General features: G+C 61.5%; 18 protein-coding genes. 13 read left to right on the top strand and 5 right to left on the bottom strand.

Annotated elements, in window-relative coordinates; genetic code table 11:
• The 6 genes from AB4Z15_RS21625 to AB4Z15_RS21600 all read left to right on the top strand — a co-directional run bounded on the left by AB4Z15_RS21625 (position 1) and on the right by AB4Z15_RS21600 (position 4,445).
• Positions 1-672 (top strand): rhamnogalacturonan acetylesterase, encoded by a 672-nt coding sequence (locus AB4Z15_RS21625; protein WP_442018888.1) that lies wholly within the window; start codon positions 1-3, stop codon positions 670-672.
• The gene (locus AB4Z15_RS21620) at positions 672-1,376 is read left to right on the top strand and encodes a DUF1961 family protein (protein ID WP_442018887.1); all 705 of its coding nucleotides are present in this window, start codon (positions 672-674) and stop codon (positions 1,374-1,376) included. The genes AB4Z15_RS21625 and AB4Z15_RS21620 overlap by 1 nt, the downstream gene beginning before the upstream one ends.
• 50 nt (positions 1,377-1,426) lie before the next feature.
• The gene (locus tag AB4Z15_RS21615) at positions 1,427-2,434 is read left to right on the top strand and encodes an acetylxylan esterase (RefSeq protein ID WP_442018886.1); all 1,008 of its coding nucleotides are present in this window, start codon (positions 1,427-1,429) and stop codon (positions 2,432-2,434) included.
• A 219-nt stretch (positions 2,435-2,653) separates the two neighbouring features.
• Positions 2,654-3,811 carry a 3-deoxy-7-phosphoheptulonate synthase gene (locus AB4Z15_RS21610; protein WP_442018885.1) on the top strand — a complete coding sequence of 386 codons (1,158 nt, stop codon included), beginning with the start codon at positions 2,654-2,656 and terminating at the stop codon, positions 3,809-3,811.
• A gap of 151 nt (positions 3,812-3,962) precedes the next feature.
• Positions 3,963-4,175, top strand: a complete 213-nt coding sequence (locus tag AB4Z15_RS21605; RefSeq protein ID WP_167263970.1) for a helix-turn-helix domain-containing protein — start codon at positions 3,963-3,965, stop codon at positions 4,173-4,175.
• A gap of 171 nt (positions 4,176-4,346) precedes the next feature.
• Positions 4,347-4,445 (top strand): 30S ribosomal protein bS22, encoded by a 99-nt coding sequence (locus AB4Z15_RS21600; protein WP_003792170.1) that lies wholly within the window; start codon positions 4,347-4,349, stop codon positions 4,443-4,445.
• A gap of 253 nt (positions 4,446-4,698) precedes the next feature.
• Here AB4Z15_RS21600 and AB4Z15_RS21595 read toward each other — a convergent pair whose 3' ends face one another.
• Both AB4Z15_RS21595 and AB4Z15_RS21590 read right to left on the bottom strand, forming a co-directional pair.
• A complete protein-coding gene (locus AB4Z15_RS21595; protein ID WP_442018884.1) occupies positions 4,699-5,280 on the bottom strand; it encodes an endonuclease domain-containing protein in 582 nt (193 codons plus the stop codon).
• 535 nt (positions 5,281-5,815) lie between these two features.
• A complete protein-coding gene (locus tag AB4Z15_RS21590; protein ID WP_431116405.1) occupies positions 5,816-6,631 on the bottom strand; it encodes an HAD family hydrolase in 816 nt (271 codons plus the stop codon).
• Between the two features lie 262 nt (positions 6,632-6,893).
• On the opposite strand from AB4Z15_RS21590, the gene AB4Z15_RS21585 reads away from it, so the two are divergent.
• Together AB4Z15_RS21585 and AB4Z15_RS21580 are read left to right on the top strand one after the other, a co-directional pair.
• Complete coding sequence (locus AB4Z15_RS21585) at positions 6,894-7,148, top strand: glutaredoxin family protein (RefSeq protein WP_442018883.1); 255 nt, start codon at positions 6,894-6,896, stop codon at positions 7,146-7,148.
• 84 nt (positions 7,149-7,232) lie between these two features.
• A complete protein-coding gene (locus AB4Z15_RS21580; RefSeq protein WP_431116402.1) occupies positions 7,233-7,940 on the top strand; it encodes a redox-sensing transcriptional repressor Rex in 708 nt (235 codons plus the stop codon).
• Positions 7,941-7,988: 48 nt separating this feature from the next.
• On the opposite strand, the gene AB4Z15_RS21575 is transcribed toward AB4Z15_RS21580, so the two are convergent.
• The 3 genes from AB4Z15_RS21575 to AB4Z15_RS21565 form a co-directional block, all read right to left on the bottom strand.
• A complete protein-coding gene (locus AB4Z15_RS21575; RefSeq protein WP_442018914.1) occupies positions 7,989-8,858 on the bottom strand; it encodes a hypothetical protein in 870 nt (289 codons plus the stop codon).
• A gap of 263 nt (positions 8,859-9,121) precedes the next feature.
• A complete protein-coding gene (locus AB4Z15_RS21570; RefSeq protein WP_442018882.1) occupies positions 9,122-9,844 on the bottom strand; it encodes a hypothetical protein in 723 nt (240 codons plus the stop codon).
• Positions 9,845-10,049: 205 nt separating this feature from the next.
• Positions 10,050-10,601, bottom strand: a complete 552-nt coding sequence (locus tag AB4Z15_RS21565; protein WP_442018910.1) for a YceI family protein — start codon at positions 10,599-10,601, stop codon at positions 10,050-10,052.
• Between the two features lie 215 nt (positions 10,602-10,816).
• On the opposite strand from AB4Z15_RS21565, the gene AB4Z15_RS21560 reads away from it, so the two are divergent.
• The 5 genes from AB4Z15_RS21560 to ccsB are packed head-to-tail and all read left to right on the top strand — an operon-like array spanning position 10,817 to position 15,632.
• Positions 10,817-11,482, top strand: a complete 666-nt coding sequence (locus tag AB4Z15_RS21560) for a histidine phosphatase family protein (protein WP_442018881.1) — start codon at positions 10,817-10,819, stop codon at positions 11,480-11,482.
• 4 nt (positions 11,483-11,486) lie between these two features.
• The gene (locus tag AB4Z15_RS21555; RefSeq protein ID WP_442003492.1) at positions 11,487-12,092 is read left to right on the top strand and encodes a TlpA family protein disulfide reductase; all 606 of its coding nucleotides are present in this window, start codon (positions 11,487-11,489) and stop codon (positions 12,090-12,092) included.
• Between the two features lie 5 nt (positions 12,093-12,097).
• Positions 12,098-12,853, top strand: coding sequence for a cytochrome c biogenesis CcdA family protein (locus tag AB4Z15_RS21550; RefSeq protein WP_442018880.1), 756 nt, complete (start codon positions 12,098-12,100; stop codon positions 12,851-12,853).
• The gene (resB, locus tag AB4Z15_RS21545) at positions 12,853-14,565 is read left to right on the top strand and encodes a cytochrome c biogenesis protein ResB (RefSeq protein ID WP_442018879.1); all 1,713 of its coding nucleotides are present in this window, start codon (positions 12,853-12,855) and stop codon (positions 14,563-14,565) included. Before AB4Z15_RS21550 ends, resB begins: the two co-directional genes overlap by 1 nt.
• Positions 14,565-15,632 (top strand): c-type cytochrome biogenesis protein CcsB, encoded by a 1,068-nt coding sequence (gene ccsB, locus AB4Z15_RS21540; protein WP_442018878.1) that lies wholly within the window; start codon positions 14,565-14,567, stop codon positions 15,630-15,632. The genes resB and ccsB overlap by 1 nt, the downstream gene beginning before the upstream one ends.
• Positions 15,633-15,652: the final 20 nt, after the last annotated feature.

Genomic DNA, 15,652 nt, shown 5'->3' with positions numbered 1-15,652 from the left:
ATGAAAGTCCTCCTCGCGGGCGACTCCACCGTGGCAGCCTGCCCCAGTTACGAGTACCCGATGAGCGGTTGGGGAGCCCACCTCGCGCCCGAAACCTATTGGTGGGCTGCGGTCCATAACTATGCCAAGGGCGGTGCCACCACGGAATCGTTCCGCGATGAAGGCCTCTGGTACCAACTGCTGGGCAAGACCGTGAAGGGCGATCTCGTGCTGATCCAGTTCGGGCACAACGACCAAAAGCGCGCCCATCTCGCTGCCCGGAAGGGCTACGCCGACAATCTGAAGCGAATGTTGGCCGACGTCCGCTCCAAGGGCGGCATTCCCCTTCTGTGCACGCCGGTGGAGCGCCGGCATTTCACGCACGGACGCCTCGACGTCACCCTGGGCGAATATCCTCTGGTGGTTCGCGAGTTGGCGGCAGAGCTTGGCTCGGACCTCATCGACCTCAATGAATGGACCCGCGCGCTCTACCAGGAGCTGGGCGAGGAGGGGTCCAGGGAGTTGTTCTTCCACTTCGCTCCCGGAGAGCATGCGCACTGGGCAGGGGGACTTGAGGACAATACTCACTTCCACGAGAAAGGAGCCAAGCGGATTGCCGGTTTCGTCGCGGAGCAGCTTGAGTCCCTCGGCTACGGACTGGTGGCCGCTCTTAACATGGGGGCGAAGGCCTGATGTATTCCAACCCTTTGCGGTGTCCCTCGGATATCGCTGGTTGGGTCGCGGAGGGGCCGGTTCAGTTGGAAATGTACGACGACGGCGGGCCGGCCTTGGCCCCGGAGGGAATCGCTAGTTCGGGGCCGGCTCCCGCAGAAAGCACAGCCCTGCTTCTTTCCGGTTCCCTCGATCCCGAGGAACACGGAGATCACGCCCACTGGACTCTCTGGTGCCCCGAGGAACTCCCGGACCGTGTCCGGATCAGGTGGGAGTTCCTTCCGCTTGAGGAGCCAGGCCTGGCCATGGTGTTCTTCTCCGCGCGCGGACACGGGGGCAAGGATCTGTTCTCTCCCGATTTGGCTCAGCGAACTGGCTTCTACCCGCAGTACCACTCAGGGGATATGGACGCGCTCCACATCTCCTACTTCCGCCACAAATACGCCGCGGAGCGGGCCTTCCGGACGTGCAACCTGCGCAAAAGTGCCGGCTTCGAACTTGTAGCGCAGGGAGCAGACCCACTTCCTCCAGCCGAAGACGCGGATGGGTTTTATCGGATGGAAGTCATCAAAGATGGTCCTCGCGTGGCCTTTTCGATCAATGGCCTGCCCTTGTTTGACTGGGTGGACACCAGTCAGGAACCCTTGGGCGGCGGCTACTTCGGAATCCGCCAGATGGCCCCTTTGCGGGCGGCGTACCGGAACCTCTCCATCACACCTCTTTAGCTTCCCGTCCCCGTGACGGGCGACACACTCCCATGACGTAGGATGTCCTCATGCCTCTCTTCGACCTTCCCCTCGAGCAGCTCCGTAACTACACCTCCAGCGCAGTTCCTCCTGCTGATTTCGACGCTTTCTGGGACCGCACCATCATTGAGGCCCGGGCCTTGCCGCTGAATGCTGCTTTCGAGCCCGTTGACAACTACCTCAGCGTCATCGACACCTTCGATGTCACGTACTCCGGCTTCGGTGGGGACCGCATCAAGGGCTGGCTCCACGTTCCTTCGCACCTTGAAGCGGGACAGCAGCTCCCCGTCGTGGTGGAGTACATCGGCTACTCCGGTGGACGCGGACTGGTCAACCAGAACACGCGGTGGGCGCAGGCTGGATACGTCCACTTCATCATGGACACCCGCGGCCAGGGTTACGGGGGCGTGTCCGGTGACACCCCGGATCCGCATCCGTCAGCCGGCGGTATCAACTATGCAGGCCTGATGACCCGGGGCGCTGACCATCAGGACGATTACTACTTCCGCCGGGTCTACGTAGACGCCTTCCGCGCGGTAGAAGCGGCGCAGAGCCATCCCGCCGTCGACCCTTCCAAAGTGGTGCTGGCCGGTATCAGCCAAGGTGGTGGCATCACGGTGGCGGCCGCCGGGCTGGTGGCCGGAAGGCTCGACGGCGTGATCGCCGCGCTGCCCGACGTCCCGTTCCTGCAGGACTTTCCCCGTGCGATCGACATCGCGCCACGCGGGCCATACCCCGAAATTGCCGGCTTCCTGGGGCGGCACCGCGACAAGTACGAGCCCATGCTTGCCGTGCTGAACTACTTCGATGGCGTGCATCTCGGCCGGGCAGCCACAGTGCCTGCCCTGTTCTCAGCCGCCCAAATGGACGACATTTGCCCGCCGTCAACCGTGTTTGCGAGCTTTAACAATTACGGTCTTTCGGGAGGTGGGCCCGTTAAGGACATTGAGGTCTACCGCTTCAACAACCACGAGGGCGGCCAGGAGCACCAGTGGATCAAGCAGCTCCAGTTCCTTCGCAAACTTTTGTCATCATGACGGACCCAATTTGCCCGGTTTGACGAACCGCGGCTATGGTGTGGCTATGACTAACCGTTGGTATGCGTATTTTTCGTTGGCTCTGGAGGGGCCCGCGTCTAACTGACACGCATCCAACTTTCCTTCAGAGCCAGCAGGGCAGAGATTATTCTCTGCCCTTCGCCATATCCGGCGGGTTCTGAAAAGGGGCCCGCTCCGCATCCGGAACAGGACCCAGAAATGACCAGCATCGCTGCAGAATCCACCGAGACACTCGATAACGAGGCACTCCCCGCTGCCGGGAAAGCTTCCCAGCCCGCCACCTCCAACTTGCGCGTGGCCCGCTTCGAGCCGCTTCCGGCCCCTCAGGACCTCATCGCCGAGTTGCCGCTGGACGCCCGCTCTGCTGCCGTCGTCGACCGTGGCCGAGATGAAGTCCGGGCCATCATGGACGGCGTGGACGACCGCCTGCTGGTAATCGTCGGGCCTTGCTCCATCCACGATCCCAAGGCCGGTCTGGAATACGCGCGTCGGCTGGTCAGCCAGGCGGAGAAGCACAAGGAAGACCTGCTGATCGTCATGCGGACCTACTTCGAGAAGCCCCGCACTACAGTCGGCTGGAAGGGCCTCATCAACGATCCCCACCTGGACGGCAGCCACGATATTGCCGCAGGACTGCGGGCAGCCCGCGGCTTCCTGAAGCAGGTCACCGCGCTGGGATTGCCCACCGCCACTGAATTCCTGGAACCCATCAGCCCGCAGTACATGGCCGACCTCGTCTCCTGGGGTGCGATCGGCGCCCGTACCACCGAAAGCCAGATCCACCGCCAGCTCGCCTCCGGGCTGTCCATGCCCATCGGCTTCAAGAACGGAACCGACGGCGACCTCCAGGTGGCCATCGATGCCTGCGGCGCGTCTGCCGCTGAACAAGCCTTCCTCGGAATTGACGACGACGGCCGCGCGGCTCTCGTGGCCACCTCCGGAAACCCGGACACCCACGTGATCCTGCGCGGCGGGCGCAAGGGCCCCAACTACTCTGCCGACGATGTTGCAGCTGCTTCGGCCAAGCTCGGCTCCAAGGGGCTGAACCCGCGCTTGATTGTGGACGCGAGTCACGCCAACAGTGGAAAGAGCCACCACCGCCAGGCTGAAGTTGCCTTGGAAATCGGTGCGCAGCTTGAGGCGGGGGAGACTTCGCCGATTGCTGGCGTCATGCTGGAGAGCTTCCTCGTGGGAGGGGCGCAGAACCTGGATGTGACCAAGCAACTCGCGGGGGAGCAGGAGCTCGTTTACGGCCAGAGCGTTACGGATGCCTGCATGGAATGGGATGTCACCGCTTCGGTGCTGGAACAGCTTGCTTCGTCTGCGCGGAAGCGCCGGCTGGTCGCGGGGGAGTAGCCAGGGAGTAGAGTCCCACTTAGCGGAAATGCTTTCACATTGGTCACTTCAGCCTCTAGAGTATCTAGCACATGGTTGTTTGATGGCTCAGCATCGGCACACCGTTCTACTGGGGGTGTCCTGTCCGGCTGAGAGCAAAGGAATATGGGAAATGTCCGCGGAGACTAACTTCTCGAATGCGCGTTTCATGACTGTGGCTGAAGTAGCCGAGGTCCTGCGTGTTTCCAAAATGACTGTGTATCGCCTGGTCCACTCAGGGGAAATGCCTGCCGTCAGGTTTGGCCGTTCCTTCCGGGTGCCTGAAGAAGCCGTGGCCCAGTACCTCAAGGGTGCTGTGGTCGACGGACAATCGGAGACAGCCTGAGGGCGCCGGGGTCCGTCCCGCGGACCGTGGTCACGGGGTGCCCCTTTGAAGCGGTACTCTGTTAAGGAACGTTTTACGTCAATGTAAGAATCTGTCAGTTGTACTGTCTGCTGCTAGTCCGCGGATCCGTTCCAACAGACAGGACCTTCATCTAGTTTGTAAGGAACTTTCGTGGGTTCAGTTATTAAGAAGCGCCGCAAGCGTATGGCCAAGAAGAAGCACCGCAAGCTGCTTCGCAAGACTCGCCACCAGCGCCGCAATAAGAAGTAGAGATACTTCACCAAGCGTGAATGCCCGTTGCCTTCCAAGGTGGCGGGCATTTTTGCTCTCTCACATCGCGGCGCTTCTGGCCCGACGTTCTCTCACATCCCGACGCTTCTGGCCGGATGTTCTCTCACGTCGGGGACGCTTTTGGCCGGATGTTCTCTCACGTCGTGGCGCTTCTGCCCGGATGTTCTCTCACATCGGGACGCTTGTGGCCGGATGTTCTCTCACATCGGGACGCTTGTGCCCGGACGTTCTTTCACGTCGCGTTCTTGGCAAACCCGGATGCAACGGATGGGTCCATCCATGCAGTCCGTAGCGCCCGCTTGATCTGCAGAACGGCGTTGCCAAAGTTGTCCGCCAGGTCCTCTTTTCCGAAAACGAGGACAGTCCACCCCGCTGCTCTAAATGCCTTATCCCTGCGCCGATCGCTATGGATCTGTTCCTCCTCAAGGTGATGGCCGCCGTCGTACTGGATCGCGAGGCGACGGCTCTTGAAGCCCAAGTCTGCTGATGGCGAGAACGGGTCGTCCGCGCGGAGCATCACCTGGAGCTGAGGCTCGGGCAAGTTGGCGTCGAGCATGGCTAAACGAAGCAAAGTCTCTGGAGCTGAGTCGGCCCCGACGCGCATGAGGTCCAGGGCTTCCCGTGCCCGGACTACGCCTTGACGGTTCTTGTGCCGTTCGACCATGCTCCGAAGCCCTTCGGCAGTGGCGAACGGTGTATCGCGCCCCTCAAGATTCAGCCGTGGAATGCGAATCAACTGATCTGCCACGCATACGAGGTCATGAAGGGGGAGACGACGCGCCAAGTCCAGCCATGTTCGGGCTCGAGTGCTCATCCAAATCCCTTGGACTTGCTCAATTTCTCCCTCGAAGAGCGTTTCAGTATGCCCTATGATGCCTTTGCGCCGGACCGACGGCAGACGTCGCGGTTTGCTCAAATGCAATTCATTTGAATCCGATAGCCACGCCGGCAAGACAAAACCATGGAGCCTGGCTGCCGTTGTATGGGAGATCCAAGCGCCAGGGCTAGCCGAGGAGAGGGAACGAGCCGCTGAGGAAAGGTCAAAATCCCAGTCAGTTGGCCGGTACAGACCCCTACTAACGGGAACGATGCTACTGCTGCGCCAAATGTCTGAAGGATCGATGCCCGCTGCCTTGGCGTCGTTCAGGCTGAACGGTCCCAAGAGCGGGCTGGATTGGTTGAATAACGAATTCTGCATACCCGCATTGTTCCTTGGAAGCCGCTAAGCGTGCAGAAGTTATCCACAGGTAGGCCAGCAGCACCAGAGGATGTGGGAGAGGAACGCTGGAAACGCGTGGGGATTTGAGGGAGGAACGGTGGAAACGCGTGAGGATGTGAGAGAGGAACGGCTAGCGGGGCCCGCGGAACTTTGAGAATCCGCGCCAAAGCCCGTAGATGGCACCGCCCACGGTGGCCGCCTTCAGCCCCAGGGTTGCTGCACGGCGACCGGATCGGAAATCGTAGACGGGCCAGTTGTTGTCGCGGGCATGCCGGCGCAGCTTGGAGTCGGGGTTGATGACCACAGGGTGGCCCACCATAGTGAGCAGGGGGATGTCATTGGCGGAGTCGCTGTAAGCCCAGCAGTGGTCCAGGTCCAAGCCTTCTTGGTCAGCTATGAGCTGGACCGCGATGGCTTTGGCCGGGCCGTGCAGAATGTCACCGACAAGCTTGCCGGTATACATTCCGTCATGGACTTCGCCGACAGTTCCCAGCGCGCCCGTCAGCCCCAACCTTGTGGAGATCACGGTGGCAACCTCAATGGGGGTCGCCGTCACCAGCCATACCCTCCGGCCTACACGGAGGTGTTGCTCGGCGAGCGCTTTGGTTCCAGGCCAGATCCGGGACTCGATCATTTCGTCATAAACTTCTTCGCCCAGGGCTTTGATGTCCTCCACAGTGATCCCGGCGGCCAACGTCAGGGCTGAGTCGCGCACGGCATGGACGTCGTCCATGTTCTCGCCGCGCATTACAAACTTGAACTGCTTCCACGCGAAGCCAGCCGCCTGGGACAGCGTGAAGGCCTTGCGTTCGTACATCTTGCGGGCCACATGGAAGAGGCTGGCGCCCTTCATCAAAGTGTTGTCGACGTCGAAGAAAGCGGCTTCGCCGGTGTGCTGCGGAACCTTGGCGTCGGCGACCACAGCGGCGTTCTTCTCGTCGGGCATGCCTTGAGTCTAGTCAATCGCCAGGCCCCGGCGTTGAGGGCGCACGGTGGGGCTGCCCCGTGGGGATGTGCAAGAGCGTTGGGGAAAGCGGTCAGGATGTGAGAGAGCATCGGTGGGAAACCGGTCGGGATTTGAGAGAGCGTTGGTGGAAAGCGGTCAGGATGTGAGAGAGCATCGGTGGGAAAGCGGTCAGGATGTGAGAGAGCATCGGTGGGAAAGCGGTCAGGATGTGAGAGAGGGTTGGGGCGGTTACCGTTGTGTCATGGCTATTCCCGACGTCGTTCTCCTCACCAAAGCTGACTGCCACCTGTGCACGGAGGCGCGTGCCGCCGTCGAGCGTGTTACCTCGGCGCTGGGAGTCCAGTGGACCGAGCAGGGAATCGACGGTAACCCGGAATTGCAGGAGCGTTACGCGGAGGAAATTCCAGTGGTGCTGGTGGATGGGGTCCAGCGCGACTTTTGGAAGATCGACGAGCAGCGCCTGACCCGTACGTTGAAAAGAGTCCTTGAAAGCTGAGGATCAGGGGGACTCTGTTACCCGGAAGTACCGGCTTTTGTTGAGTCCGGCCAAGGGCCATAGAGTGGAACAACAAGCGACGCAATGGAGAAAACCGTGACTGCGCTGGAACCGTCCCCGGGGGCAACAAGCGGGGACAACGAACCTGCCGCCAAGCAGATCCCGCCCGCGGCTGTGGCCCGGATGACTCTCTATTTGCGCGCGCTCAACTCGCTCCTGGCCGAAGGCGTGGAACGTGTGTCATCGGACGCGTTGGCTGAGGCTTCGGGCGTCAGCTCCTCTACGCTCCGCAAGGACCTTTCCTACGTCGGCTCGTACGGAACCCGCGGGGTGGGCTATGAAGTCCAGTACCTGAGCCGTCACATTGCCGCAGCCCTTGGCCTGACGCACGACTGGAAGGTCGCAATCGTCGGTGCCGGTAACCTCGGCAAGGCGCTGGCGCGGTACGGCGGCTTCGAGTCCCGGGGCTTCGACGTCGTGGCTATTTTCGACGCAGACCCCATGGTGATCGGCAACGAGGTGGGTTGGTTGCGGGTCAGCGATTCAGCGGAACTTGAACGCGTCCTGGAACGCACCCACACCAACATGGTGGTTCTGGCTTTGCCGGCCACCGTTGCCCAGGCAGTTTGCGATCGCGTCATCGCTGCAGGGATCCGGAGCATCCTGAGCTTTGCTCCGGTTCTCCTGCAGGTTCCGCCGCACGTGAACCTCCGCAAGGTGGACATGGCCACCGAGCTGCAGATCCTCGCCTACCACGCACAACGGGCGCAAACACCGGGTCAGGCTGTCTAGCCTTACCGGGTCCGCGCCCGCTGACGTTATTACAAGAAGCTTGGCGGCTTAGCGGCCGTAAGGGTTCTGGTAAGGGTTGCCGAACGGCTGCGGCTTGCGGAAGTACGGAGCCGACGCCGGCAGGTACAGCAGGACGATTGCGGCAACTCCCAGCAGGATCACCAAGAGCTGCAGGATGCCGTACGTGGCACCGAACTGGAACAGTCCGGCGAGGCCAAGGACAGAGATCGCCGCGAAGACCGTGCCCAGGATCCTGGCCCAGTTCTTGCCCTTGCGGACCGGGAATGCAACCAATGCATAAAGGCCCAGGGACACGATGGCCCCAATGATCGCGGCGACGACAATGCCGCCACGCATGCCTTCGATGGAGCCTTCCGGGAATTCAGTGCCCTGCTGTGCCGCCTGCTGGAGCATCGAATTGATGAAGGCATCCGAGCCCGTGGTGGCCAGGATGAGTGAGCTGATGGCAGACAGGATGCCCGCTGCGATGATCATCCAGAAGGAGATGTTGACCAGCTGCGGAACCGTTGTGGGACCTGGCTGCTGGCTGGGCCAGTTGGTGTCCTGGCCATATTGCGGGGCCTGCTGACCATAGGGAGAAGGCTGCTGGCCGTACGGGGACTGCTGACCAAACTGTGGCGACTGCTGGCCGTACTGGGGAGCCGGGGGCTGACCGTACTGGGGTGCGCCCGGGGACTGCTGACCGTACTGTGGAGCGCCCGGGGACTGCTGACCGTACTGTGGAGCGCTCGGCTGCTGACCATATTGGGGAGTCTGCTGACCGTACTGCGGTGCGTGCTGGCCATACTGGGGCGTGGATGGCTGGCCCGGCTGCTCAGGCTTGTTGGCGTCGCCCTTGTTCGCGTCGCCCGAATTGGCGTCCCCCGTGTTGGACGGCGGGTATGGAGGGTTGCTCATGGCATTCCTTTGCTTGTTCGACTGCTGGTGCGGCTGCCGGGATCAGCAAAAAGACCCTGCCCCCAGCCTGATTCTGCTTCCACCGTACCTCCGGGATCCGGCGCTGCGGATGATCACACGCAGGAATTTGCTGCTTGGCGGTGAAATCATCACGATGGCGTACGCCTTCATGATGAAAGCCGTGGTGGCCCAACGGACCACCACGGCCTTGTACACCTGTCAGGGCGGCTCGGATGAGAGCCCGACGGCGGTACTTCAGGGGGTTAGACGGCGCCCTTTACTGCCTTGAACCACAGCTGCGAGTTCGGCAACCACATCAGCACAACGGCCACCGCGCTGACGAGGAAACCAAACCAGTTGCCACCCAGGCCTGCACCGGGTCCGCCGGCGTTGATGGAGCCAAAGATGGCGAGCAAGAGCGAAACAGCGGCAAGGATGGTGAGGGCAAGGCGTGCCCATTCCTTCCCTTCCTTCATCTTCATGGCCAGCACTATCTGGGCGGCTGCAACAGCCAGGCTGATGATCAGGAGAACCAGAAGGAGTGCGGCAACTCCTGGCATGAAAGCGAACGCTGCGATGATGGCGAAAAGCCCAATGAGGCCAAAGAGGAGCCCCAGGAGTCCCGAGATCACCCAAATGAAGTAGGACACTTTGAGCTCGGTGGGCAGGCCCATGGTCTTGAAGAGGCCCGAGAAACCACCTTGCGGAAGGACGTCATTGAAGTTGCGGGGTCCGTCGGTGGGCATTTCGAAGTGGAAACCACCCGGCTGTCCTGGTTGCGCCGGCTGACCCGGTCCCGGCTGACCCGGTCCCGGTTGCGAATACTGTCCGGGTTGCGAATACTGGCCAGGTTGCGACGGCGGCTGGTAGCCCTGGGGTGGTTGGTAGCCCTGCGGCGGTTGGTAACCCGCAGGAGGAACGTTGCCGGGCTGCGGAGGCTGGGCGCCGGGCTGCTGAGGCTCTGGTGCTTCATCTGGGTTACTCATGGCATCACTTTAGACCGCAGGTTGAAGGATGCATAGGAAATTCGGAGCTACTTCGCAGCTAACTACAGGCTGTTTGCCGAATAATCGCAGGGTGACTTCTGAGTACGCGAAACGGCGCCCCCACAGCGGAACTGTGGTGGGGCGCCGTTTGCTCGGGACTGCCTTGCAAACTCCCGTGGAAGCTGCTGTTGAAACTGCCGTGGAGTTATGCAGCTGCCGGTGCGATGAACGCGAGTTCCAGGTTGATGACAACCTTGTCGCTGACCAGCACGCCGCCGGCCTCAAGCACTGCGTTCCAGGTCAGGCCGAACTCCTTGCGGCTGATGGTGGTTTCGCCGGAGACGCCTGCACGGGTGTTGCCGAAGGGATCCACTGCCACGCCGTTGAATTCGGTTTCGATGGAAACTTCCTTGGTCACGCCCTTAATGGTGAGATCGCCCACAAGATCGAAGCCGTCGCCGTTTGCCTTGACGTGGCGGGAGACGAAAGTGATCTCCGGGTACTTCTCCACATCGAAGAAGTCTTCGCCCTTGACGTGGCCGTCGCGGTTGACGTCTCCGGAGTCAAAGCTGGCGGTCCGGATGGTTGCGTTGACCTTCGAGTCGGTCAGCGTCTCGCCAACTTCGAGGGTGGCGTCGGCATCCTTGAAGACGCCGCGGACCTTGCTGATGCCTGCGTGGCGGACTGTGAAGCCGATCTCGCTGTGGGAAGCGTCGAGGGTCCAGATGCCGGTGGTGACGTTGGCGGGAAGGGTCATCATGATGTTGCTCCTGTATGTAGTGGAAGGTACCGCTGGCTTGCCCGGTCGACTGGTTGATGCATTTACTTGAAACGTCAACCGAGCTTCGTGTCTAGTATAAACATGCATATGCATCTTTTATTCCAACTCTACGGAACATTTCTGGAAAACTTTGAGTTCTACTAGCGGTAGAAGATTTCGGATCGCCCCGCTTCTTTGAGAAACTGGTAAACATGCCCCAAGCAACTGTCCATCTGCTTCGCCATGGCGAGGTCCATAATCCCGATGGCGTCCTCTATGGCCGGCTGCCTGAATTCCATCTGTCCGAGCGGGGCCGGGAGATGGCACGCATGCTGGCTGAGCACTTCGCCGTCCGCGCAAGCGAGGGTGCCAGGATTGTCCACCTGGTAGCCTCGCCGCTGACGCGCGCCCAGGAAACGGCCATGCCCACTGCGGAGGCACTCCATCTCGAGATCCATACAGACCCGAGGATCATCGAAGCGGAGAACCACTTCCAGGGACTCCACCCCACCCGCAGCGAATTCTTGAAGCCCAAGCACTGGTTCTATTTCCGGAACCCCCTGCGCCCGTCCTGGGGCGAGCCCTACAAAGAGCAAGCCGCGCGGGTCCTGGCTGCTGTTGAAGACGCACGGGTCAAGGCAATCGAACTGGGTGGCGACGGCGCTGAGGCGATCCTTGTCAGCCATCAGCTTCCCATCTGGTCCACCCGTCTGTCCGCCGAGGGCCGCCGGCTGGCGCACGACCCCCGTAAGCGTGAATGCACCTTGACCTCCCTGACATCCCTGACCCTGGACGGCGACGGCAAGATTGTGCGGGTCGAATACAGCGAACCTGCTGCGGTGCTCCTTCCCGGTGCAGCAAGCACCCCGGGGGCGTAGACAGATGGATAACAACCTCTCGCGCCGCGGCGTGCTCACAGCCGGTGGTGTCCTGTTGGCAGGACTTACCATGGGCCTGTCAGCCTGCGCCCAGAAGGACTCCCTCGCAGAGCAAGCCCGAAAAGGCGATAACAAGAACTATGTAGCCGGGGATGGCTCCGTCACCGAGTTCGCCAAAGCGGACCGCGCTGCACCCGTGGCGCTCAAGGGCACACTCTTCAACGGAGACACGGTCAAGCCCGAAGACCTCAAGGGCAAGGTCACGGTCTTGAACTTCTGGTTCGCGGCCTGTGCCCCCTGTCGCGTCGAAGCTCCCCAGCTTGAAGCCCTGCACCAGGAGTTCAAGGACCAAGGCGTTCAATTCTTCGGCGTTAACCTGCGTGACGAGAAAGCCACGGCGGAGGCCTTCGACAAGACCTTCAACCTCACCTACCCGAGCTTCAACGACAAAGACGGTGCCGTGCTCCTGTCCGTGTCCGGAATCGTTCCTCCGGGTGCGGTGCCCACCACATTGGTCCTGGACAAGGAGGGCAAAGTTGCCTCCCGTGTCCTCGGCGAAATTGAGAAGAGCACTTTGAAGGCCCTCATTACGTCCGCAGTGGCTGAGTAGTACCGATGAACAGTCCTTTCGCCGAGACGATACTGAATGGATCCTTACTGCTTGCCGTGCCGGTTGCGCTGCTGGCGGGACTCGTCTCGTTCCTTTCGCCGTGCGTCCTGCCCCTCGTCCCCGGTTACCTCGGCTACGTCACGGGACTGACCGGCGTCGACCTCCAAAAGCAGCGGCGAGGCCGGATGCTGGCAGGTATTGGACTGTTTGTGCTGGGCTTCTCGGTAATCTTCGTCCTCCTGGGCGGTGCGTTTGGCCAACTCGGCACCCTCCTGACTGGCCCGCAAAACGCCTGGATCACCCAACTGCTGGGCATTCTGGTCATCCTTATGGGCATCGTCTTCATGGGTGGCTTTGGTTGGCTGCAACGTGACGCCAAAATTCATGCAAAGCCTCCGGCCGGCCTATGGGGCGCGCCGCTCCTGGGGCTGACATTCGGCCTGGGTTGGGCCCCATGTATCGGGCCCACATACTCCGCGGTACAGTTGCTGAGCTTGTCCGGCGGATCGTCGGCGGCAAAGGGTGCGCTTTTGGCCTTCGTTTACAGCCTTGGCCTGGGCATCCCGTTCCTCTTGATCGCCCTTGCCGTGCGGCGGGGCATGGGCGTCATGTCCTTCTTCCGGACACACCGCCTGGCGATCCAGCGGTTTGGCGGAGGCATCCTGATTTTGCTCGGCATCCTGATGGCCACCGGTGTGTGGGGAACCTGGGTGACCGAGTTGCAGTACTGGTTCCAAACCGATGTGAAGTTGCCAATCTGATGAGCGAGTCCGTGAAAGCCAAGAAGAAGTCACCAGCCGCTGAAGGCACGACCACAGCGGAAGGGAAACTGCAAAAGGCCAAGTCCGAGGCCGCGCTGCCGTCCCTCGGTATCCTGGGCATGCTTCGGTGGGCCTGGACCCAGTTGACGAGCATGCGGACGGCGTTGTTCCTGCTCCTCCTGTTGGCTGTGGGCGCGGTGCCGGGGTCCCTGTTCCCGCAGCGCGCAGCGAATCCTGCGGTTGTCACCCAGTACATCAAGGACAACCCCTCCTACGGGCAGCTTCTCGATGCCCTCCAGCTCTACGACGTCTACTCGTCGGCCTGGTTCTCGGCCATCTACATCCTGCTGTTCATCTCCCTGATCGGCTGCGTCACCCCGCGTGCCATCGCCCATTACAAAGCGATGAAGTCGCAGCCGCCGCGCACTCCCAAGCGCCTTTCGCGCCTGCCGGAGTACGGCACGCTCGCGCTGCCCGCCGACGCCGGGATTCCGGCGTCGAAGGCTATCAACGATGCTGCTGGACTGCTCAAGAAGCGCGGTTACCGCGTGGAGGTCAGGGACGTCGACGGCGACCTCCCGTCCTTGGGTGCCGAGCGCGGCTTCCTGAAGGAAGTCGGGAACCTGGTGTTCCACACTTCGCTGATCGGCGTGTTGGTTTCCGTGGCGATCGGCGGCCTTTTCGGGTACAGCGGCCAGCGGATCCTGGTGGAAGGTGAGACGTTCGTCAACACCCTGGTGGGCTACGACCAATTCACGCCAGGCACCAACTTCCAAAGCAGCTGGCTCCAGCCTTACTCCATTCAGTTGGACAAGTTTGAGGCCACCTTCGATCGCGAGTCGCCCAAAAAGATCGGCCAGCCCATCGACTACACGGCCGAGGTCACCACCAAGGAAAATCCGGATTCTCCGGCGAAGAAGGAAACCCTCAAGGTCAACGATCCCATTTCACTGGGTGGCACCAGCCTCTACCTCACCGGCAACGGCTACGCACCCGTGGTCACTGTTCGCGATGGCGAAGGCAACATTGCTTTCCAGGGGCCGGTCACAGCCAAGGTTCAGGGCGATAACTACTACTCATCCGTGGTCATCAAGGTGCCGGATGGCAAACCGGACCAGCTGGCGTTCCAAGGCTTCTTCCTGCCCACGGCCTTCAAGTCCGAAAATGGCATCTCCTTCAGCGCAAGTCCCGAACTCTTCAACCCACAGTTGAGCCTGGATTCCTACTACGGCGACCTCGGCCTGGACAAGGGCGTTCCCCAGAACGTGTTCGAGCTGGACGTCAGGAATCTCCAACAGCTCAATGGCCGAAAGCTTGAAGCCGGCGGAATCACGCTGGCCCCAGGAATGACCAAAACGTTGCCGGACGGCAAAGGCAGCATCACCTTCGATGGCGTCAAGAAGTACATTGGCATGGATGTCCACCACAACCCTGGCCAGTTGTACGCCTTGATTTTCGGCCTCCTGGCCGTTGCTGGCCTGGTCACTTCGCTCTACGTTAACCGCCGCCGCGTCTGGGTCCGCACCGGAACGCACCAGGACGGCCGCACCATGGTGGAATACGGCCTGCTGGCCCGAGGCGAAGACCATCGACTCGCAGGCGAAGCAGCAGCCCTCCGTGAACTTTTTGCCCGGGAATGGCAGATCCCCACTGACTCCGATATGCCGGCACCAACCCCCACAGTCTCTTCCCCAACCTCGAAGGACCAGTAATGCCCGTCATCAACGAAACCCTGGGCCAGTACAGCGAGCTGTTCATGCTGTTGGCCGCCGGCACGTACACCGTGGCGTTCATCGCGTTTGCCTGGGACCTGGCCAAGAGCAGCAAGGCGCTGCGTGCCATCGACGCGAAGGCTGCTGCCAGCGCTCCTGCAGTGAAGGTTGCCGTGGCGGCTGGCCGCGCCAGCGGAAGCTTGGGAGGCCCCGACGCCGGTGGGCCGGCTGGCCGTGCCGAGCGTCCGACGTCGGGCCTCACCATTGAGGGTGGCACCGCGGCAGGCGACATGAAGTACGGCGCCGAACGCCGCGTGCCCGCCCGGGTGGCTGTGGCACTCACAGTACTGGGCGTGCTCATTCATGGCGCGGGCGTTGTGACGCGTGCACTGGGCGCAGGCCGGGTGCCTTGGGGCAATATGTACGAGTTCCTCACCACCGGCGCATTCGTAGCCGTGGCCGTTTTCCTCATCGTGCTCATCCGCCGTGACCTGCGGTTCCTGGGTACGTTCGTCATCGGGTTGGCCATCATCATGCTGGTGGCTGCCTCGGTGTCCTTCTGGACGCCGGTGGGCCACCTCGTTCCGGCCCTCCAGAGTTACTGGCTGATCATCCACGTTTCCATCGCGGTGCTCTCTTCGGCCCTGTTTACCTTGACGTTCGCCATGTCCGCGCTGCAGTTGGTCCAGTCGTACCGGCAGAAGAACCTGGCCGCCGGCCGCGCTGACAAGCTTGGCTTCATGCGGGTGGTTCCAAACGCGCTGAGCCTGGAAAACCTGTCCTACCGCATCAACGCGATCGCTTTCATCGGCTGGACGTTCACCCTCATGTTCGGTGCCATCTGGGCTGAGAAGGCCTGGGGCAGGTTTTGGGGCTGGGACCCCAAGGAAGTGTGGACGTTCGTTATCTGGGTGGTCTACGCCGGATACCTCCACGCACGGGCTACACGCGGTTGGACGGGAACCCGCGCAGCGTGGTTGTCGATCGTTGGCTACGCGTGCGTGATCATCAACTTCACACTCGTCAACACCGTTTTCAACGGCCTGCACTCATACTCCGGGCTCTGAGCAGACCGCTTTCGAGGCCG

Source organism: Paenarthrobacter sp. 2TAF44 (genome assembly GCF_052114885.1).
Taxonomy (GTDB): Bacteria; Actinomycetota; Actinomycetes; order Actinomycetales; family Micrococcaceae; genus Arthrobacter.
This window is presented reverse-complemented; position numbering and strand designations above follow the sequence as displayed.